The organism is Sphingomonas sp. BK235 (assembly GCF_004345855.1).
Lineage (GTDB): Bacteria > Pseudomonadota > Alphaproteobacteria > Sphingomonadales > Sphingomonadaceae > Sphingomonas.
Map to the genome: position 1 here is coordinate 1 of NZ_SLXN01000004.1, position 20475 is coordinate 20475.

Consider the following 20475-nt stretch of genomic DNA (forward strand, 5'->3'; position numbering starts at 1 on the left):
TACATGTCGGGGTTCCACGCGCAGATGCTCGACGTGTCGGCGACGTCGGCGGCGCGCAGCTTCGTGCCGAGCACGGGCAGGTTGCGCTTCACCGCTTCGCGCGGGATGCCGCGCATCACGTGGATGCCGAAGCGCATCCCCATCGCGTGCACCGCCGCGGCGAGCCCGGTGAAGCCCGAGCCGTCCGCGCTCGACGGGAAGCGGTTGGGCGCGGGGATGACGCGGCCGTGCGCGTCGAGCGTCGGCGTGGCGACCTGGTTGTACTCGTAGCTGGTCGCGTTGGGCTCATACCATTGGATGTCGACGGTGAAGACGTCATAGCCGAACGGCAGCAGCTTCTCGCGCATGATCGCCGCGGTCTCGCGCGCCTGCGCCTCGGTGATCGTGGTGGCGAAGCTGTTCCAGCTGTTCCACCCCATCGGCGGCCGCGGCGCGAGGAGGCGCGCGGCGTCAGCGGACGGCGGTGCCGCGCTGGCGGCGGAAGAAGGCTGTTGCGCGGCGCTGCTGGAGGCGGCGACGCCGGCCGCACCGGCCGCACCGGCCGCACCGGCCAACGTGGCAGCGAGCATCCCGCGTCGGCTCAGGCGCAGCTCGTCCATCGATCCCTCCCCTTCGGCCGCGGGTGCCGCGCCCATTCCGGTCATGCGCGCCTTTGCCCGAGCGCTGGACGTCAGCCTAGTTTTACTCCCACAAAAGTCCAGTCGGCGACGCCGGCATCGCGGACCCGTAATGGCGGTTCTAGTCCGACAAGATGGCGACGCGGCGGAACGAAGCCGGCGCACCCCCTTGACCGCGCTCGTGCGCGCGGGCCATCGCGGTCGTGAACTGGCCGGTGGTGGAGGGGCGCCGGGCGGTCGCGCGATCGGGCAGATGGGCGAAGGAACGCCGCGCCACCGCCGCGCTGTCGCCGCATTCGAAGGTAGATACCCTCACGTCATGGTCCTGGCCCTGCTTCTCTCCGCCGCGCTCCCCGTCGTGCCGACCATCGCCGCGGCCGCGCCCGTCACGGTCGCGGCGCGCCAGCCCGCGCGACGCCGCCGTGCGCGCGCGCGTCGCCCCGCGCCGCTGCCCGAGCGCGACCTCGCGCCGGTGGCGATCGACGCGCCGCTCACCGTGCCCGAGCCGCTCCTCGGCCCGGTGGGGGTCGATCTGGCGCGCATCCCCGGGCCGCAGATCTCGCCCGAGATGCGCGGGATGCTCGACGCCGCGATGGAGGCCAACGACGAGGCCGCGGTCAACGCGCTGGTCAAATATGCGCGCGCGGGCGATCCGGGCGCGGCCGACCTGGTGCTGCGCCGGGCGACCGAGTGGCGCACCGCGCGCGCGCGCGCGCGCAACGAGCGGCTCCAGCAGGCCAGCGCGTTCGAGCTCTGGTCGGGACGGATCGAGGCGGGCGGCTTCGTCTCCTCGGGCAATTCGAACATCACCGGCCTGACCGGCTCGCTCGACCTCACGCGCGAGGGACTGCGCTGGCGCCACCGCGTCGTCGCCCAGGCCGATTTCCAGCGCACCGACGGCGTCACCAGCCGCGCGCGCTATACCGCGGGCTACCAGCCCAATTACAAGATCAACGACCGCGCCTATATCTACGGCAACGCGCAATATGAATCGGACCGCTTCCTCGGCTACGACAGCCGTTTCGCGATCTCCAGCGGTATCGGCTACGGCGTGCTGCGGCGCTCGGGCCTGACGCTCGACCTCGAGGCCGGCCCCGCCTTCCGTCAGACCGATTTCACCGACGGGCTGATGCAGAGCAGCCTCGCCGGCCGCGGCAGCATGAACCTCAACTGGACGGTGCTGAGCGGGCTCAGCATCACCCAGGAAGCCTCGGCCTATCTCGAGCGCTACAACAGCACGGTACGCAGCGTCAGCGCGATCGAGGCCAAGCTGCTCGGCCCGCTCTCGGCGCGCGCCTCCTATACGGTGCAATATGAGAGCGAGCCCCCCGACGGACGCCTGAGCACCGACACGCTGAGCCGCCTGTCGCTGATCTACAGCTTCTGAATAAAGTCTTACTTTAATCGCTCATCTCCCGCGAGCGGCCATCCGCCGGCTTGCCATAAAGTATGATATGTATAGGGAGCGATGCGACAGGAGGGGGCCGGATGGCGATTCGCGTGCTGCTGGGGCTGGGGCTGACGTTGGCGGCGGCGCTGCCGTCCACCGCACGCGCGCAGGCGCGCTACGACGCGGCCAGCCGGATCTTCCGGCTCGACGGGGGCGACGTCACCTACGCCTTCAAGGTCAATGCCGCGGGCATCCTGCAATCGGTCTATTGGGGCAAGCGCCTGCCCGACCGCGCGCCGCTCGCCGCGCCCGAACTGTCGGGGCTGAGCGGGTTCGACGTCGCCACCAACGTGGTGCCGCAGGAATATGCCGGCCAGGGCGGCGGCCTCTACGCCGAGCCCGCGCTCAAGGTGACCTATCCCGACGGCAACCGCGACCTCGTCCTCTATTATCGCTCGCACCGGATCGAGGGCGACACGATCAGCGTGGTGCTGAGCGACCTCGACCGCCCGCTGTTCGTCACGCTGACCTATCGCATCGACCGCGCCACCGGGGTGGTGGCGCGCGCCGCGGTGATCGAGAATCGCGGCACCGGCGACGTGCGGATCGACCAGGCCGCCGCGGCGGGGCTGACGCTGCCGGTCGCTTATGATTACCGGCTGCATTATTCCACCGGGCGCTGGGCCGCGGAATGGACGCTGCAGGAACGCCCGCTGCGCGCGGGCGCGACCGTGCTGGAGAGCCGCCGCGGCTCGACCGGGAGCGAGAACAACCCCTGGTTCCAGATCACCCGCGCCGACACCAACGAGGAGAGCGGCCCCGCCTGGATCGGGGCGCTGGCGTGGAGCGGATCGTGGCGGCTGTCCTTCGACCAGGACGTCACCGGGCGGGTGCGGATCGTCGGCGGGTTCAACCCGTTCGACTTCGCCTACCGGCTCCGCCCCGGCGCGCGGCTGGAGACCCCGGTCTTCTACGTCGGCTTCTCCGACGCGGGGCGCGGCGGAGCGTCGCGGCTGTTCCACCGCTTCGAGCGCGAGCAGGTGCTGCCGCACCGCGACGGCGACGCGCCCGCGCTGCGCAAGGTGCTCTACAACAGCTGGGAAGCCACCGAGTTCAAGGTCAACGAGGCCGAGCAGCTCGCCCTCGCCACCCGCGCCGCGACGCTGGGGGTCGAGCGGTTCGTGATGGACGACGGCTGGTTCGGCGCGCGCGACAGCGATCACGCCGGGCTCGGCGACTGGACCGTCAATCCGCGCAAATTCCCGAACGGGCTCAAGCCGCTGATCGATCGGGTCAAGGCGCTGGGGATGGATTTCGGCCTGTGGGTCGAACCCGAGATGGTCAATCCCGACAGCGACCTGTTCCGCGCGCATCCCGACTGGGCGATGCAATATAAGGGCCGTCCGCGCACCGAGGGGCGCAACCAGCTGGTGCTCAACCTCGCGCGCACCGACGTGCGCGACCATGTCCTCAAGGTGCTCGACGACCTGCTGACGCAGAACGACATCGCGTTCCTCAAATGGGATTATAACCGCAACTGGTCGGAGCCGGGCTGGCCCGACGCCGACGTCGCCGACCAGCAGACGATCTACGTCGCCTATGTCCGCAACCTCTATTACATCCTCGACGAACTGCGGCAGCGCCACCCGCGCGTCGAGATCGAGAGCTGTTCGGGCGGCGGCGGGCGCGTCGATCTCGGCATCATGGCGCGCACCGATCAGATGTGGCCGTCGGACAATACCGATCCCTATGACCGGCTGCTGATCCAGGACGGCTATACCCAGGCCTATGCCCCCGCGACGATGATGGCCTGGGTGACCGACAGCCCCAATTGGGTCAACCGGCGCCAGACGACGCTGCCGTTCCGCTTCCTGTCGGCGATGCAGGGCGGGCTGGGGATCGGCACCGATCTCAACAAATGGGGCGAGGCGGAGATGGCGACCGCGCGCTATTACGTCGCCTCGTACAAGCGCATCCGCGAGACGGTGCAGCGCGGCGCGCTGTACCGGCTCAACCGCGAGAGCGCGGCCGACCCGCGCTGGACCAACCTGTATGTCGCGCCCGACCGCGCGCAGGCGGCGCTGTTCACGCTGGTGGGTGCGACGCACAAGCTCGACGTGATGCCGACGATCGCGCTGCGCGGGCTCGATCCCGAGGCGGTGTATCGCATCGAGGCGATGGACTCGACGCCGCTCCCCGCCACGATCCCGCCGAGCGCGACCGGGGCCTATTGGATGAACCATGGCGTCGACATCACGCTGCGCGGGGATCTCCAGGGGGTCGGCATGATCCTGACACGGGTGCGCTGAGGCGAATAAGTAGGATATATAGCGCGGCGGTTTGGATGGTCGCCCCCTCTATCCCCGGCCGTCATCCGCCCGCCCGGGGCGTGATCGCATGATGGTCACGTCGCCCTTCCCCCCGCCGTCATCCCGGCCCCGCGCCGGGATCCATGGTGCCACAAGAGCAACGGCTTAGGCGTTCGCGGCACGATGGATTCCGGCGCGAGGCCGGGATGACGTGGGGTCACGACGATCCTCGTCGGAGAAGGGGTGCCGGCGCCGCGCTGATGAACCCCAGGCCAAGCCCCTCCTTTCACGCCCGGCGCCAGTGCCCGATCCAGCGAACCGCGACCCATTACGGCGACGCGCGCAGATTCCGCTGGACAGCCACCTTAATATCATATTTGTTTGCCGCACGGCCACAGAGCCGATTGGGGAGACGATGATGCCGCACGCACGATATACCGCCGCGCTGCTGTCGGGGGCCGCGCTCGGCCTGCTCGCCGCGCTGCCCGCGCCCGCCGCCGCGCAGGACGCCCCCGCGACGCCGCCCGCCACCGCGCCGACCCAGCCCTCCGCGGGCGAGCAGGTCGCGCCCGAGGGCGCGGCGGAGGACATCGTCGTCACCGGCATCCGCGCCAGTCTCGCCAGCGCGCTTGAGCTCAAGCGCGACACGATCGGCGTGGTCGACGCCATCTCCGCCGAGGACATCGGCAATTTCCCCGACGCCAACATCGCCGAGTCGCTCCAGCGCATCCCCGGCGTGTCGGTCGATCGCGTCAACGGCGAGGGGCGCGGCATCACCGTCCGCGGGCTCGGCCCCGAGTTCAACACCGTGCTGCTCAACGGCCGGCTGCTCTCCACCGAGGGCGGCGGGCGCTCCTTCTCGTTCGACATCCTGTCGTCCGAGCTGATCAGCGGCGCCGAGGTCTACAAATCCTCCGAGGCGCGGTTGCAGGAGGGCGGGATCGGCTCCACCGTGATCCTGCGCACCGCGCGCCCGACCGATCGCGCGGGCTTCCGCTTCGCCGGCAGCGCGGCGGGCCGCCACGACAACACGTCCGACACGATCAGCCCGGTGATCTCGGGCGTCATCAGCGGCGCCAACGACGAGCGCACCTTCGGCGTGCTCGCCAGCTTCATCTACGACAAGCGCATCTCGCGGCTCGGCAACATCTCCACCGACGGCTGGATCACCGACCAGAATATCGACACCAACGGCGATGGCGTGCGCGACTCGCGCCCCGCCGGCGGCGAGGGCGTGGCGATGCCGCGCACGCTCAACTTCACCTCCACCTACAACGATCGCGAGCGGATCGGCGGGACCTTCGCGGTGGACTATTTCGCGTCGGACGCGCTCAAGTTCCGCCTCGACGCGCTCTACACCCAGCAGAAGACGAAGAGCGTCACCAACCAGCTCGGCTATTATTCCGATCCCGACCGCGTCACGTCGGCGACGGTCAACGCCAACCGCACCGTGACCGATTTCACCGTCCGCCCCGCCACCGCCACCTCAGGATTGGCGTCGGACAACATCCTCGCCACCAACCCGCAGGACGCGCGCACCTATCAGCTCGGGCTCAACGTCGAGTGGAAGCCCGCGGACGCGCTGACGATCGTCGCCGACGCGGCGCATTCGAACACGCGCAACGATTCGGACCAGCTCTTCTACGTCGTCGGCACGCGCCAGATCGGGGTCAGCCCGCGCGTCACGCTCGACGGCCCCGGCGGGCTGCCGACGATCACCGACACGCTCGCCACCAACGACCGCTCGGCGCCGCGGCTGCACTGCTGCTCCGAGCGCGGCGGGCGCAACCGCGACACGGTCAACCAGGGCACCGTCGATGCCACCTGGGAGATCGGCGGGCTGCTCGACAAGCTCCAGGCCGGGCTGCTCTTCACCAACCGCAAGAAGACCAGCGTGGTGCGCGAATCGCCCGAGCCGCTGGGCTGTTTCTACTGCGGCTATCAGGCGGTCGCGCCGGGATCGCTGTTCACCGACTTCCGCGCCAACGTGCTGGGGCGCGACCTCACCTGGCTGACCTATGACCGCGACGCGCTGGTGTCCTATTACGGCTCGGACGCGGCGGTGAGCCAGGTCGGCGACGGGTCGCAGTCCGCGATCGACGCGCGCAACCGCTTCCTCGCGGTGTATCGCGGCAACAACAACAGCCTCGATCCGATCGATCGCGACCGCGGCTCGGGCTCGGTGCGCGAGAACACCTATGCGGCCTATCTCCAGACGCTGTTCAAGGGCGATCTGGGCAGCAGCCGGTGGAGCGCGATGCTGGGCGCGCGGCTGGTCCATACCGACGTGCTGGCCAAGGGTTTCTCGGTGACCCTGCTCGACGTGATCCAGAACCCCGCCGATCCCACCGCGGCGGTGCCGGTCTACAGCCCGACCGTCCCGGTCGACGCCAGCAACAGCTATACCTATGTGCTGCCCACGGTGAACTTCCGCCTCGACGCGACCGACAAGCTGGTGCTGCGGCTCGCGGGGTCGCGCACGCTGACCCGTCCGACGCTGAGCCGGCTCGGGCTGAGCCAGGACTTCGTCTTCCGCCCGCCCAATTCGAACACGGTGAGCGGCGGCAATCCCTATCTCAAGCCGTTCCTCGCGTGGAACGCCGATCTGTCGGCGGACTATTATTTCTCGCGCGCCAGCTACGCCAGCGTGACCGGCTTCTACAAGAAGTTGCAGAACTTCATCATCTCGGGGCAGCAGCCGGAGGAATATTTCGGCCTGACCTTCATCGCCAACCGGCCGTACAATGCGCAGGACGGCGACGTCTACGGCGTCGAGGGCGCGGTGCAGGTGACGTTCGACTTCCTGCCGGCGCCGTTCAATCATCTCGGCGCCAGCGCCAATTACACGTTGGTGAAGAGCTCGATCCGGTTCGACCCCTCGCTGAGCAACCAGACCTTCAACGTCGAGGGCCTGTCCGACACCGCCAATCTGGTGGCCTTCTACGAGGACGATCGCTTCCAGCTGCGCGGCGCGTACAATTGGCGCGCGCCGTTCCTGCGCCAGACCTTCGGGCCGCAGAGCCAGCCCGAGAATATCTTCGGCTATGAGCAGATCGACCTGAGCGGATCGGTCAAGATCAACGACCGGGTAGCGGTGTTCGGGGAGGTGCTCAACCTCACCAACGAACGCTTCCGCAGTTACTCGCGCTTCACCGAGCGGCTCATCACCGTGTCCGACCAGGGGCGCCGCATCTCGCTGGGTCTGCGCGCGAATTTCTGAGCGGCCGTGCCGCGCCTTCGAGCGAGCCGTGCTCCGGCGAACGCCCGATTCCGGGACCGCCGGCAAGACGCTGGTAACGCTGGCCTCCTGCGTCCGCGAGACCGTTGCGAAAGTCGCGGCACGTTCCTTCTCTTCCGTCATCCCGGACTTGGTCCGGGATCCACTCCTCCGCAAGAGTAGCGCGCTATGAGTGTGCGGCACGGTGGATCCCGGACCAAGTCCGGGATGACGGAAGGGTTTTGCAGCGGAAGGGTTTCGCAACGGAAGGGTATCGCAGCGGAAGGGTTTCGCAACCTAAGGGCTTCGCAACGGAAGGGTTTCGCACCGGAAGGCTCTTGCAACGGTCCCCCGTCCGCGGGAGCACCCCGCCGGTTGAAACAGGCCGATCACCCGCCAGGATGCGCGCATGACCCGTGACGCCCCCGCCCCGCCCCCCACCCCGCTGCTGCTCACGGCCGCGTGCGGCGTGCGCGCGACGCTCGACCCGTTCGGCGCGCGGCTGACGCGGGTCGACGCGCCCGATCGCGACGGCCGGGTCGCGCGCGTCGTGCTCGGTTTCGACGATCCTGCCGCCACCCGCGCCGAGGCGCTGCCCGACGGCGGCGCCTATCTCGGCGCCACCTGCGGGCGCGTCGCCAACCGGATCGCGGGGGCGGCCTTCGTGCTGGACGGGGTCCGCTACCCGCTCGCCGCCAACGAGGGCGCCAACCAGCGCCACGGCGGCCCGCTCGGCTTCGATCGCGTCGACTGGGCGGTGGTGGAGGCAGGGCCGGCGCGCGCGGTGCTGCGCCACCACAGCCGCGACGGCGATCAGGGCTTCCCCGGCGCGCTCGACGTCGACGCCACCTTCACGCTCTCCGACGCGGGCGAGCTCGCGGTCGTCTATACCGCCACCACGACGCGGCCGACCCATGTCAACCTCGTCTCGCATGTCTACTTCAACCTGTCGGGCACCGGCGGCACGATCGCGGACCATCGCTTGCGCGTCGACGCCGATCGCTTCCTGCCGGTCGATGCCGCGCAATTGCCCGGCGCGCCGCGCGCCGTGGCGGGCACCCCGCTCGACCTGCGGCGCGCGCGCCGGCTCGACGCCTTGCTCGCCAGCGACGACCCCCAGCTGCGGCTGGCGCGCGGCGGCAATCACAACCTGTGCCTCAACGGCGCCGGGCTGCGCGCGGTGGCGTGGCTCGACCATCCCGCGAGCGGGCGCACGATGACGCTCGCCACCGACCAGCCGGGGTTGCAGCTCTATGCCGCGGGCTGGCTGGGCGGCGCCTTCGCGCCCCACGCCGGACTGTGCCTCGAGGCGCAGGCCTGGCCCGACGCGTGCAACCGCCCGGACTTTCCCGCGACGCGGCTCGATCCGGGGCAGCGCTATCGCTCCGAGACCCGGCTCCGCTTCGGGGTCGCGCCGCGCGACGCGCTCGGCTAGGCACGGCGGATGACCGATCCAGCAGCAGCGCGGCCGCGCGCGGAGGGCGGCGCGCCGGACGAGGGGCGCAACCTCACCGCCAGCATCGTCAACGATCTGGGGCTGGCGATCGTCACCCAATCCTATCGCGCCGACCAGCCCTTCCCGACCGAGGCCGAGCTGTGCCAGCGCTACGACGCCAGCCGCCCGGTGCTGCGCGAGGCGGTGAAGATGCTGACCGCCAAGGGGCTGTTGCTGGCGCGCAAGCGCGCGGGCACGGTGGTGCAGCCCGAGGGCAGCTGGAACCTGCTCGATCCCGACGTGCTGCGCTGGATGCTCCAGCGCGATTTCTCGATCGACCTGCTGATCGACTTCACCGAGATCCGCATGTCGATCGAACCGCGCGCGGCGACGCTGGCGGCGCATTCCGCCACCGGGCCGCAGCGCCGCGCGATCAGCGAGGCGATCCAGCGGATGTTCGCGGCCGACCAGGGCGAGGGCGACGCGCTCGACGCCGACATCGCCTTCCATGTCGCGGTGCTGGAGGCGAGCAACAACCGCTTCATGCGCCAGTTCACCGGATTGGTGGAGACGACGCTGCGCTTCTCGATCCGCCGCACCAACGAGTACAAGGGCGTGCCCCGTGCGAGCGCGCGCGACCACAAGCGCGTGGCGGACGCGATCCTGGCGGGCGAGCCGGCGGTGGCGGGGGCGCGGATGAGCGACCTGATCCGCGGCGCGCTGGAGCTGCTGCTCGTCGCGGGCAAACATCCGCTGCGGCCGTGACCGCGGCGCGAGGGAGAGAGGCGATGACCGACCATCCCGGACTCGAGGCGATGCTGGCGGAGATGGCGCGCCAGCGCGGCGACGCGCTCGCCACGCTCGACGATCCCGGCCCCGCCGCGGCGGCGATCGCGGAGAGCGCGCGGCGGACGGGGACGCTGCTGCTCTACGCGATGGGCGGGTCGCAGCACGTCAACCGCATCGTCGCGCCGCTGTACCGCGCGCTCGGGCTCGACGCGCGCACGATGATCGCCTCGGCGGCGCTGATGGCGCCGCTGCCCGATCGCGCGCGCACCGCGCTGTTCCTGTCGCAATCGGGCGAGTCGGGCGAGATCCGCGCGCTGCTCGCGCGCGCCGCGGGGGCGGAGGAGCGCTTCGCGCTGACGCTCGAGCCAGCGAGCACGCTGGCACGCGCGGTGCGCGCCGCGATCGTCGCGACGGGCGGCACCGAACATGCCTTCGCCGCGACGCGCAGCATCGTGCTGAGCCTGGCGATGCACGGCGCGGTGCTGGAGCGGCTGGGCGCGCCGCAGCCGGGGCTGCGCGCGGTGCTCGCTGCGGGGGCGGTGGCGGACATGCGCGCGGCCGCGGCGGCGCTGGCGGGGTGCGACGCTTATGTCGTCGCGGGCTGGCACGCGATGCACGGCACCGCGGAGAGCGCGGCGCTGTCGCTGATGGAGCTGGCGCGGCTGCCCGCGATCGGCTTCGAGGGCGGACAGTTCCGCCACGGACCGTTCGAGCTGCTGCGCCCCGGCATCGGCGTGATCCTGTTGCGCAGCGCGGGACCCGACGCCGCGCTGGTGCCCCCGACCGCGGCGGCGGTGGCGCGCACCGGCGCGACCTTGGTGGTGGTCGACGCCAGCGGCGCGGCGCCGGTGGCCGAGGGGGTGCGCGTCACGCTGGCGCCGGGCGCGGGGCTGGCGGCGGCGACCGACATGGTGCTGGCGTTCCAGGAGCTCAACATCGCGATGGCGCGCGCGTCCATCGCGCAGGGCATCGGCACGCCGCGCTACACCACCAAGGTGACCGAATAGCCGGGGCGGCGCCTCGGCGGCACGGCGACGGGGCGACGACCGGACCGTCGCCACCTCCGCGTCAGGCGCGGCTCATCGCCAGTCGCGCTCGATCTGCTCGAGCGTCTTGCCGCGGGTCTCGGGCAGGCGGCGCCAGATGAAGACGAAGCCTGCCGCGCACACCAGTCCGTAGCACCAGAAGGTGAAGCCCGTCCCCGCCCAGGCGTTGAGCAAGGGGAAGGTGTAGGTCAGCACGAAGCACGCGGCCCATAGCGCCGTGGTCGCCACCGCCATGCTCGCGCCGCGCGCCTCGCCGGGGAAGATCTCCGCCAGCGCGACCCAGGTCACCGGCGCCAGCGTCATCGCATAGGTCGCGATCGCGGCCACCACCAGCAGCAGCAGCGGCCAGCCCTGCACCCCCGCGACATAGGCGCCGCCGATCGCGGCATAGATCAGCGTCAGCCCGGCGCAGCCGATCAGCAGCAGCCGGCGCCGCCCCCAGCGTTCCACCGTTCCCAGCGCCACCAGGGTGAAGACGCAATTCACCGCGCCGGTGATGACGATGTTGAACAGGGTGTCGGACACCGCATAGCCCGCGCCCGCGAAGATCTCCTGCGCGTAGTTGAAGATCACGTTGATCCCGCACCATTGCTGCAGCACCGCCAGGACGATCCCGATCACCAGCACGCGGCGGAAGCGCGGTTCCGCCACCACCGCGCCGAGCCGCCGCCCCGGCGCCGCCGCCAGCGCCGCGCGGATCTCGTCGAGCGCCGGCCCGGCCGCCGCGACGCCGCCGAGCCGGCGCAGCACCGCCGCGGCATCGTCCCAGCGGCCGCGCCGCGCCAGCCAGCGCGGGCTCTCGGGGATGACGAGGCAGCCCAGCACGAACGCCGCCGCGGGCACCGCCGCCGCGGCGAACATCCAGCGCCACCCCGCGACACCGTTCCACGAGGCCGCGATCGCCGCCGCGTCCGCCCCCACCGGCACCGGCTCGGCGATCAGCCAATTGACGATCTGCGCCGCGAGCAACCCCAGCACCACCGCGATCTGGTTGAGCACCACCAGCCGGCCGCGGCTGCGCGCGGGCGCGATCTCGGCGATGTAGAGCGGCGACAGCCCCGAGGCCATGCCGATCGCCACCCCGCCGGCGATCCGCCACGCGACGAAGGCGGCGAACCCGCCCGCCAGCGCGGTGCCGACCGACGACACCGCGAAGATCACCGCCGCGGCGAGCAGCGCGGGACGGCGGCCGTGGCGATCCGCCAGCACCCCTGACCCGCTCGCCCCGACGAGGCAGCCGACCAAGGCGCAGCTCACCGCCCAGGCCTGCTGCCACGGCGTCGCCAGCGCGAACGCCGCCTCGTAGAAGGGCTTGGCGCCGCCGATCACGACCCAGTCATAGCCGAACAACAGCCCGCCGAGCGCCGACACCGCCGCCGCGCGCCACACCGCCCCGGTCGCGCCCGCGGGCAATGCCGCGCCGCCGTGGTGCGCCAGATCGCCGCCGTGCATCTACAGCCTCCCCATCCGCCCGCCGTCGGCGACGACATCCTCGCCGGTGACGAATTGCGCCGCGTCCGAGGCGAGGAAGCCGACCAGCGCGGCGACGTCCTCGGGCTGGCCCAGGTCGGCGGGGTCGATCACCTCCGCCCCCGAGCGGATGTTGGGGCTGGCGCGCAGCATCGCGGTGTCGATCGCACCGGGCAGCACCGCGTTGACGCGGATGCCGAGCGGCTTGCCCTCGATCGCGGCGGAGCGGGTGAGGCTGACCAGCGCCGCCTTGGCCGCGGCGTAAGGCGCCACCAGCGGCGAGGTGCGCCGCGCGTGGACCGAGGCGACGTTGACGACGCAGCCGCCCGCGCGCATCCGCCGGAACGCCTCGCCGATCAGCAGCGCCGCGCCGACCATATTGACGTCGAGCAGCCGGCGCCAGTCCTCGGGCGCCAGCTCGGCGATCGGCTTGTAGATCATCATCCCGGCGACGTTGACCACGACGTGCAGCGCGCCGAACGCCGCCTCCGCCTCGGCCACCGCGGCGGCGATCGCGGGCGCGTCGGCGACGTCGCAGCACCGCACCAGCACCGCCGCGGCGCCGAGCGCGCGCAGCTCGGCCGCGACCTGCTCGGCCTCCGGCGCGGCGGCGTCGCGCGCGTCGAGCAGCAGCAGCGCGGCGCCCTCGCGCGCGAAGTGGCGCGCCACCGCCCTGCCGATGTCGCCGAGCCCGCCGGTGACGATCACGCCGCGCGCGCTCACCATTCGCGCAGCTCCCCGTGCGGGCCGCGCCACGCCGGGTTGCGCCAGCGATGCGGGGTCGCCGCCATCGCGCGCACCGCCGCCTCGTCGATCTCGACCCCCAGACCGGGGCGCTCGGGCACCGCGATGCTGCCGCGCTCGATCGCGAACAGCTCGGGGTTGCGCATCAGCGCGGTCAGATCGGCCGAGGCGGCGTTGTAGTGGATCCCCATCGACACTTCCTGGATCACGAAATTGGGCGTGGCCGCGGCGAGGTGCAGGCAGGCGGCGAGCGCGATCGGGCCGATCGGGCAGTGCGGCGCGAAGGCGACGTCATAGGTCTCGGCCATGGCGGCGATGCGGCGCCCCTCGGACAGGCCGCCGGCATGCGCGAGATCGGGCTGCGCGATGTCGAGCGCGCCGCTCTCGAAGAAGGGGCGGAAGTCCCAGCGGCTGTAGAGCCGCTCGCCCAGCGCGAGCGGCACGCTGCTGAACCCCGCCAGCCGCGCGAACACGTCGGGATTGTCGCCCAGCACGATCTCCTCGGCGAAGAGCGGGCCGAGCGGCTCGATCGCGCGGAGGATGGTGCGCGCCATCGGCTGGTGGACGCGGCCGTGGAAGTCGACCCCGACGTCGATCCCGGTGGCGCGCACCTCGCCGATCCGCGCGGCGAGCGCGTCCACCGCGCGCGGGCTGTCGAGCCAGCCGATGTCCTCGGTGCCGTTCATCTTCACCGCGGTGAAGCCCTGCGCGATCCGCGCCCGCGCCGCCTCGGCGACGTCGGCGGGACGATCGCCGCCGATCCAGGCATAGACGGGGATGCGATCGCGCACGCGCCCGCCGAGCAGCTGATAGACGGGGACGCCGAGCTTGCGCGCCTTGATGTCCCAAAGCGCCTGGTCGACCCCCGCGATCGCGGAGAGCAGCACCGGCCCGCCGCGATAGAAGCCGAGCCGGTGGCAGAGCTGCCAGGCGTCCTCGATCCGGTCGGGATCGTGGCCGATCAGGCGGTCGCGCATCGCGTCGAGCGCGCCGGTGACCGCCTCGACATGACCCTCGAGCGTGGCCTCGCCCCAGCCGACCGCGCCCTGCGCGGTCTCGACGCGAACGAAGAGCCAGCGCGGCAGCACGGGGAGCGCCTCGATCTGCACGATACGGTCGGCGGGGAGCGCGCTGGCGCCGGGATCGTGGCTCGACTGCGGCGCGCGTGTCACGAACTTCCCCCCGGCCCCGATGGATGCGCCGCTCGGCGACGTCGTTCCCCAGCCTAGCCGCTGCGGCGCGAAGGTCAATATTAGATCATACTTTATTGTGTGGCATGTTTGGCGTGGGCGTCGTGGCTCACACGCGTAGCGGCGCGAGAGTGTCCGGCTTGCCGGCCACGCAGTGGCAGTGTCTCTATGTCATATTTAAGCGCGGTGCGACCGGCGTTCGCAGCTGCTCCGGGATGCAGATGTTGCTCACAACGCCGGCGGGCAGATCGGGCGGCAGAAGCATCTGGCCGAAACCCGGTTGTCGAAGGCCAGCCGGTCGAAGCGATGCGGACGCGCCGAACCGCCAGCGGCGTTGATTTCAGTTGAAGTCCGCCGGTCATCTTCCTGACACGCGATGTCCGGAGCGTCGGTCGCCAGACGAGGATGACAGCGGAGCGCTTGTTTTGGCGGACGAAAGCAACGGGAAGCTCGACGGGATCGGGCGGGCTGACGCGCCATCGTCGTGGAAGCATACGCGAGGGCTCGAGCCGGACATCGACCTGACCTGGCATCACGTCATCCCGCTCCGCTGCCTCACCACCGTGTGGAACGGCCTGGTGGAAGGCGAACATTGGAGCACGGCCGAACGCTTCCTGCACGTCGCGGGCGCGGACAATGCGAGCCATCTCGTCGAAGAGATGAAGGCGGGCCGCATCGGCGGCGAGGAACGCGACGTGCTGCACGAGCATGTCACCTGGCAGGGATGGAACATCGTCGAGGGCCCGGGCGGCCTGTGTCGATCGGACGATCCCGGCGACCAATATGAGCGGTTCCACTGGACCAGCCTGTCCGGCAACCAGCGCGCGACGTTGATGGCGGTCAGCGCGATCTACAGCGAGATGGGACCGCTGCATCGCCAGCTCGATCGCGCCGAGCCGCGCAAGATCTCGTCGCAACAGGCGAAGAGCCTGTCCGACAGCCTTTCCACCAACAGACTGGCATTGCGGAAGAAGGCGCCCATCCCTTTCTCCGAAGGCATGTGGGACAAGCTCGATCCCGGTCGGGCGGGCAAGCGCAAGCCACGATATAGGAAGAAGGCGTTCTAGGTGTGATCCACGTGGCGTGACAGCGGGACGCTCCTGCGGGCGCAGGAGCACGGCTCAACCGGGGTGCATTGCGTGCCGCGAGATCCTGCGCGAGGCGCGGCTATCGGGGAGCGTCGAAGCGTGGAGCGGGTAACGGGAATCGAACCCGTGTATTCAGCTTGGAAGGCTGCTGCACTACCATTGTGCTATACCCGCATACCCGCGGGAAAACGCCGTTTTCTGGCTTTCCCCACCGGCCGTTCCAACCTCCGCTATGTTGGAATTCCAACACGCCGCGAATTTTGGACGAGCGGCGTCATACCCACCGGCCAGCAGCGACACAAGCCGCCCTCGCCGCATCGCGACGCGACCGTGTCACACAAAAGAGCTATTGATAGTCGTTTGCACAAGCGATACGGCGCGCGCAGAAGGGGTTATCTATGCGTCATCGTCTCGCCTGCATGCTGCTCGTCGGCACCGCGCTCTCTCCGTTCCCCGCGCTCGCCGCCTCCGACTCACCCGCCGTCCGCACCGCGGCCAGCGACGGCGCCGACGCGCCGGACGCGGCCCCAGCGGACGCGCCTGCCACCGCGCAGTCGTCGATCGGCGACGATATCGTCGTCACCGGCGTGCAGGCGCGCGACACCGCCGCCTCGGGCACCAAGTCCAGCACGCCGCTCGCCGAGACCCCGCAGTCGATCACCGTCGTCACCGCCAGCGACATCGCCGGCCTCGGGCTGCAGAACCTCAACCAGGCGCTGCGCTTCGTCGCGGGCGTCACGCCCGAGACGCGCGGCTCCAGCGCCGAAGTGTACGACCAGTTCAAGCTGCGCGGGTTCGACGCCGCGGTGTTTCTCGACGGGCTGCGCCAGTTCGGCAGCCCCACCGGCTATGCCGTGCCGCAGGTCGACGTCTCGCGCCTCGATCGCTTCGAGGTACTCAAGGGGCCGGCCTCGGTCCTCTACGGCCAGTCCTCGCCGGGCGGGCTGGTGGCGCAGTCGAGCAAGCTGCCGATCGACTCGCCGCTCTACGGCGCGGTCGCGGCGACCTATGGCACCTATGACCTGTATCGCATCGACGCCGATCTGGGCGGCAGCGCGGGCGACGACGTGCGTTGGCGCGTCTATGGCAGCGCCAACGGCGCCGACACGCAGCAGCGGTTCAGCCGGCGCGAGCGCCAGACCGCCTCGGCCGCGGTCACGATCGGCGCCAGCGGTTCGACCAGTTTCACGCTGCTGGGCGCCTATTCGGACGATCCGGAGAACGGGTCCTACGGCGCCTTCCCGACGCTGGGCACGCTGGTCGACAATCCCAACGGCCGCATCTCGACGCGCTTCGACGCGGGCGAGGCGGACAATCGCTTCCGCCGCGAGCAGGCCGCGGGCACCTATATCTTCCGCCACGATTTCGGCGGCGGGTGGAATTTCCGCGCCTCGGGCCGCTATCAGAACGTCACCGCGCGGCTGGGGCTGATCTATGGCCAGGGTGCGCCGGTCGACGCCACGCAGCGGCTGTTCGCGCGCTCGTCCTACGCCTCGGACGAGGAGCTCAACAACTGGACCTATGACAATCAGTTGAGCGGCACGCTGCGCACCGGGCCGATCGAGCACCGGCTGCTGTTCGGGGTCGACCGCCAGGTGGCGCATTCGACCCAGTTCGTCGCCTTCGGCACCGCGCCCGCGATCGACGTCTACGCGCCCGTCTACGGCACGGTCGGCGCGCCGCGCACCCCCGAGACGGTGCCGGGGACCGCGCCCTATCGCACGGTCGCGCGGCAGCGCCAGCAGGGCGTCTATGCGCAGGACCAGATGGCGCTGGGCGACCTGCGCGTGACGCTGGGCGGGCGGCAGGACTGGGCCCGGGGCCGCCAGAACGCCGGAGACGCGCAGCGCGACGAGAAATTCACCTGGCGCGCCGCCGCGCTCTACACGCTGCCGTTCGGGCTCGCGCCTTACGCCAGCTATTCCACGTCGTTCGAGCCGCAGAGCGGGACGGTGGTGCGCGACGACGGGACGCTCGGCCTGCCTGACCCGTCGCTGGGCAAGCAGATCGAGGCCGGTGCCAAGTTCAGCGTCCCCGGCACCCCGATCCTGTTCAGCGCCGCCTGGTTCCGCATCGACCAGACCAACGTGCTGACCTCCACGCCCGATTTCTCGATCTCGCGGCAGACCGGCGAGGTGCGCTCGACCGGCGTCGAGGTGGAGGGCTCTGCGCCGCTGCCTTATGGCTTTAGCCTGCGCGGCGCGTTCAGCCGCCAGCGCGTGCGCGTCACCAGCGATCCGCAGGACCCGTCGCGGGTCCGGCGCGGGCTGGAGACGGTGGGGCGCGGCGGCGCCTCGCTCAACCTCGACTGGACCGCGCCGGGGGGCCCCTTCACCGGCCTGACGCTGGGCGGCGCGGTGCGGCACGTCAACGAGACCTATGCCGGGGTCTACACCCCGACGCTCGCGCCCGATCAGGCGCGCCCGCTCAACAGCCCGGGCTATACCGTCTATGACGCGCTGGTGCGCTACGACCTGGAGCAGCTCGCGCCGGGGCTGCGCGGGCTGACGCTCGCGGTGAACGCCGCCAATGTCTTCGACAAACGCTATCTCACCTCGTGTTTCGCCAATTACCAATGGTGCTGGTACGGCAACCGCCGCACCGTCCAGGGCACGTTGGGCTGGAAGTTCTAGCGCAGCGGGCGCGGCGCGAGGGAGCGCCGCTCCTATCCGTCGTCTCGGGCCTGACCGGGGAGGCAGGGTGCCGCAAACGCCGCTTATGTCGCTCTGGGGGGGAGGGATGGGTCCGGACCCACAAGGTTCATTGTCGCGGAAGCGGCTTGCCCCGTCATCCCGGGCTCGACCCGGGATCCATGGTGCCACGAGCGCCGCGGGCGTTGCTCTCGCGGCGGAATGGATCCCGGCGCAAGGCCGGGATGACGATGAGGGAAGGGAAAGCGGCCTCCCTCATCGCAGCGTATCACCCGCGAAGAGCAGCGGCAGATCAGACGGCCGAAGATGCAAGCCGCCTTGCGGGTCCGGACCCAAGGACCCTGGGCCAAGCCCGGGATGACGGCGGGGGAGCGACCGACGCGCCCCGCGCCCGCGCGTTTGGCAACCCCGACCATTGGCCGCTCGCCCCCGCGCGCGCGCTCGGCTAGGCGTGGGCGCGCATGCGCAAGCTCCTGATCCCCGTCGCCTTTCTCCTCCCCGCTGCGGCCACGGCGCAGGAGGCGTCCGATCCGTCCCCCGAGGTGGTCGTCACCGGCCGCGGGCTCGACGAGCGCGCCGGTGACCGCGCCTTCTCGATCGTCACGATCGATCAGGAGCGGCTGCGCACCAATGCCAGCGACCGGCTCGAGAGCGTGCTCGCCGACGTCGCCGGACTGCAGCAGTTCCGCCGCTCCGACTCGCGCTCGGCCAACCCGACCAGCCAGGGGATCAGCCTGCGCGGCATCGGCGGCAACGCGTCGAGCCGCGCGCTGCTGCTGCTCGACGGCGTGCCGCAGACCGACCCGTTCGGCGGATGGGTGCCCTTCCCCGCTTATGCCACCGACCGGCTCGGCCGCGTGCGCGTCACGCGCGGCGGGGGCAGCGGCTATCTCGGCGCCGGCGCGCTCGCGGGCACGGTGGAGCTGGAGAGCGCCGACCCGCGCCAGCTCGCCCCCGTCATGGCGTCGCTCGCCTACGGCAGCCGCGACTCGCTCGACGCCAACGCCTCGGCGACGCTCACGCGCGGCGCGGGCTTCGCCACCCTCTCGGGCGCGTACCAGCGCGGTGACGGCTTCGTCCCGACGGTGCGCGCCGACCGCGGCCCGGCCGATCGCGCCGCCCCCTATGAGCAGGCCTCGGGCGCGGTGCGCGGGGTGATCGCGGTCGCGCCCGCGGTCGAGCTCCAGGCCAATGTCTCCGCCTTCACCGACACGCGCGAGCGCGGCACCGCCTTCACCGACAATCGCAGCGAGGGCGCCGACGCCAGCCTGCGGCTCGTCGGACGCGGGCGCTGGGGCTTCAGCGCGCTGGCCTATCTCCAGACGCGCGCCTTCGCCTCGCGCTTCGCCAGCGTCGACGCGGCGCGCAGCCGCGCGACCGAGACGCTGAACCAGTATAACACGCCCGCGACCGGCACCGGCGCGCGGCTCGAGATCGCGCCGCCGGTGGGGGACGGGCGCGAGCTGCGCCTCGGCGCCGAGTGGCGCGACGTCAGCGGGCGGACGCAGGAGCTCTACACCTTCGTCAACGCCGCGCCGACGCGGCGGCGCGTCGCCGGGGGCGAGCAGCGCACGCTCGGCGCCTTCGCCGACGCCAGCGCGACGCTCGGCACGCTGACGCTGACCGCGGGCGGGCGGGTCGACTGGTGGCGGATCGACGGCGGCTTCCTGCGCGAGGCCCCGCTCGCGGCGGGCACGGCGCTGACCGACGCGCGCTTCGCCGACCGCAGCGGCAGCCAGGCGACCGGGCGCGTCGGCGCGGCCTGGACGCCGCTGAACGCGGTGACGCTGCGCGCGGCGGGCTATCGCGGCTGGCGGCTGCCGACGCTCAACGAACTCTACCGCCCGTTCCGCGTCGGCGCCGACGCCACCGCGGCCAATGCCGCGCTGGCGCCCGAGACGCTGACCGGGATCGACGGCGGGGTGACGCTCGCGCCGGTGGCGGGGCTGGCGCTGACCGCGACCGTGTTCTGGAACCGGCTCGACGACGCGATCGCCAACGTCACCGCGGGGACGGGGCCGGGCACCTTCCCCGGCGTCGGCTTCGTCGCGGGGGCGTATCGCGTGCGGCAGAACCTCGATTCGATCCGCTTGCGCGGGGTCGAGCTGGACGCGCGCTGGACGCTGGGCGAGCTGACCGCGGGGGCGTCATGGAGCCATGTCGATCCGCGCGTGTCGGCGAGCGGGAGCGCCGCCGCGCTCGACGGGCTGCGCCCGGCGCAGACGCCGCTCGATCAGCTCTCGGCGACGCTCGGGTGGCGGCGCGAGCGGCTCGCCGCCTCGGCGACGCTGCGCCACGTCGCGCGCCAATATGAGGACGACCAGAACCGGCGCGCGCTCGCGCCGGCGACGACGCTCGACGGGTATCTCGCGCTGCCGCTCACCCGCACGGTGGCGGTGGAAGCGCGCGCGGAGAATCTGTTCGACGAGCGGGTCGAGGCGGGGATCAGCGGCGCCGACGTGGTGGAGCGCGCCGCGCCGCGGACGTTGTGGCTGGGCCTGCGCTTCCGCGGCGGCTGAGCCGCGCGTG

Annotated in this window: 12 protein-coding genes, 1 tRNA gene and 1 pseudogene; 9 read left to right on the plus strand and 5 right to left on the minus strand. The window is 71.4% G+C overall.

From position 1 onward, the window contains the following. Positions 1–599 (minus strand): annotated as a pseudogene (locus tag EV292_RS11910) (alpha-galactosidase); the annotation flags it as partial. Positions 600–936: 337 nt separating this feature from the next. Between EV292_RS11910 and EV292_RS11915 the strand changes: the two are divergent. The 6 genes from EV292_RS11915 to EV292_RS11940 all read left to right on the plus strand — a co-directional run bounded on the left by EV292_RS11915 (position 937) and on the right by EV292_RS11940 (position 10764). Beyond that, positions 937–2004: a DUF481 domain-containing protein gene (locus EV292_RS11915; RefSeq protein ID WP_243693740.1), complete on the plus strand. Its 1068-nt coding sequence runs from the start codon at positions 937–939 to the stop codon at positions 2002–2004. 101 nt (positions 2005–2105) lie between these two features. Further along, positions 2106–4316 (plus strand): alpha-galactosidase, encoded by a 2211-nt coding sequence (locus tag EV292_RS11920; RefSeq protein ID WP_132909455.1) that lies wholly within the window; start codon positions 2106–2108, stop codon positions 4314–4316. 418 nt (positions 4317–4734) lie between these two features. Continuing rightward, complete coding sequence (locus EV292_RS11925; RefSeq protein ID WP_243693741.1) at positions 4735–7536, plus strand: TonB-dependent receptor; 2802 nt, start codon at positions 4735–4737, stop codon at positions 7534–7536. A gap of 406 nt (positions 7537–7942) precedes the next feature. Beyond that, positions 7943–8968: an aldose epimerase family protein gene (locus tag EV292_RS11930; RefSeq protein ID WP_132909457.1), complete on the plus strand. Its 1026-nt coding sequence runs from the start codon at positions 7943–7945 to the stop codon at positions 8966–8968. A 9-nt stretch (positions 8969–8977) separates the two neighbouring features. Continuing rightward, positions 8978–9733, plus strand: coding sequence for a FadR/GntR family transcriptional regulator (locus EV292_RS11935; RefSeq protein ID WP_132909458.1), 756 nt, complete (start codon positions 8978–8980; stop codon positions 9731–9733). A gap of 23 nt (positions 9734–9756) precedes the next feature. After that, positions 9757–10764 carry an aminotransferase gene (locus EV292_RS11940; protein WP_132909459.1) on the plus strand — a complete coding sequence of 336 codons (1008 nt, stop codon included), beginning with the start codon at positions 9757–9759 and terminating at the stop codon, positions 10762–10764. A gap of 72 nt (positions 10765–10836) precedes the next feature. Here EV292_RS11940 and EV292_RS11945 read toward each other — a convergent pair whose 3' ends face one another. From EV292_RS11945 to dgoD, 3 genes are read right to left on the minus strand one after another with little or no spacing between them, the layout of a single operon-like run. Next, positions 10837–12255 (minus strand): sugar porter family MFS transporter, encoded by a 1419-nt coding sequence (locus tag EV292_RS11945; RefSeq protein ID WP_132909460.1) that lies wholly within the window; start codon positions 12253–12255, stop codon positions 10837–10839. Next, a complete protein-coding gene (locus EV292_RS11950; RefSeq protein ID WP_165927089.1) occupies positions 12256–12999 on the minus strand; it encodes an SDR family oxidoreductase in 744 nt (247 codons plus the stop codon). It lies immediately after the preceding gene. Further along, on the minus strand, positions 12993–14129 hold the full coding sequence (gene dgoD, locus EV292_RS11955; RefSeq protein WP_132909770.1) for a galactonate dehydratase: 1137 nt from the start codon (positions 14127–14129) through the stop codon (positions 12993–12995). Before dgoD ends, EV292_RS11950 begins: the two co-directional genes overlap by 7 nt. Before the next feature lie 422 nt (positions 14130–14551). On the opposite strand from dgoD, the gene EV292_RS11960 reads away from it, so the two are divergent. Next, entirely contained in the window at positions 14552–15274 is a 723-nt protein-coding gene (locus tag EV292_RS11960) for a hypothetical protein (RefSeq protein WP_165927090.1), read from the plus strand. A 121-nt stretch (positions 15275–15395) separates the two neighbouring features. Here EV292_RS11960 and EV292_RS11965 read toward each other — a convergent pair. Next, positions 15396–15469, minus strand: a tRNA-Gly gene (locus EV292_RS11965). Between the two features lie 224 nt (positions 15470–15693). Between EV292_RS11965 and EV292_RS11970 the strand changes: the two genes are divergently transcribed. Next, a complete protein-coding gene (locus tag EV292_RS11970; RefSeq protein ID WP_243693743.1) occupies positions 15694–17928 on the plus strand; it encodes a TonB-dependent siderophore receptor in 2235 nt (744 codons plus the stop codon). A gap of 479 nt (positions 17929–18407) precedes the next feature. Further along, a complete protein-coding gene (locus EV292_RS11975; protein WP_132909462.1) occupies positions 18408–20465 on the plus strand; it encodes a TonB-dependent receptor in 2058 nt (685 codons plus the stop codon). Positions 20466–20475 lie beyond the last annotated feature (10 nt).

What these genes read in the sequence shown, in the direction of transcription:
- EV292_RS11970 (WP_243693743.1), top strand. Translation starts at nt 15,694, where the DNA reads ATGCGTCATCGTCTCGCCTGCATGCTGCTCGTCGGCACCGCGCTCTCT.
- EV292_RS11930 (WP_132909457.1), top strand. Translation starts at nt 7,943, where the DNA reads ATGACCCGTGACGCCCCCGCCCCGCCCCCCACCCCGCTGCTGCTCACG.
- EV292_RS11935 (WP_132909458.1), top strand. Translation starts at nt 8,978, where the DNA reads ATGACCGATCCAGCAGCAGCGCGGCCGCGCGCGGAGGGCGGCGCGCCG.
- EV292_RS11975 (WP_132909462.1), top strand. Translation starts at nt 18,408, where the DNA reads ATGCGCAAGCTCCTGATCCCCGTCGCCTTTCTCCTCCCCGCTGCGGCC.
- EV292_RS11915 (WP_243693740.1), top strand. Translation starts at nt 937, where the DNA reads ATGGTCCTGGCCCTGCTTCTCTCCGCCGCGCTCCCCGTCGTGCCGACC.
- EV292_RS11925 (WP_243693741.1), top strand. Translation starts at nt 4,735, where the DNA reads ATGCCGCACGCACGATATACCGCCGCGCTGCTGTCGGGGGCCGCGCTC.
- EV292_RS11940 (WP_132909459.1), top strand. Translation starts at nt 9,757, where the DNA reads ATGACCGACCATCCCGGACTCGAGGCGATGCTGGCGGAGATGGCGCGC.
- EV292_RS11920 (WP_132909455.1), top strand. Translation starts at nt 2,106, where the DNA reads ATGGCGATTCGCGTGCTGCTGGGGCTGGGGCTGACGTTGGCGGCGGCG.
- EV292_RS11945 (WP_132909460.1), bottom strand. Translation starts at nt 12,255, where the DNA reads ATGCACGGCGGCGATCTGGCGCACCACGGCGGCGCGGCATTGCCCGCG.
- EV292_RS11950 (WP_165927089.1), bottom strand. Translation starts at nt 12,999, where the DNA reads ATGGTGAGCGCGCGCGGCGTGATCGTCACCGGCGGGCTCGGCGACATC.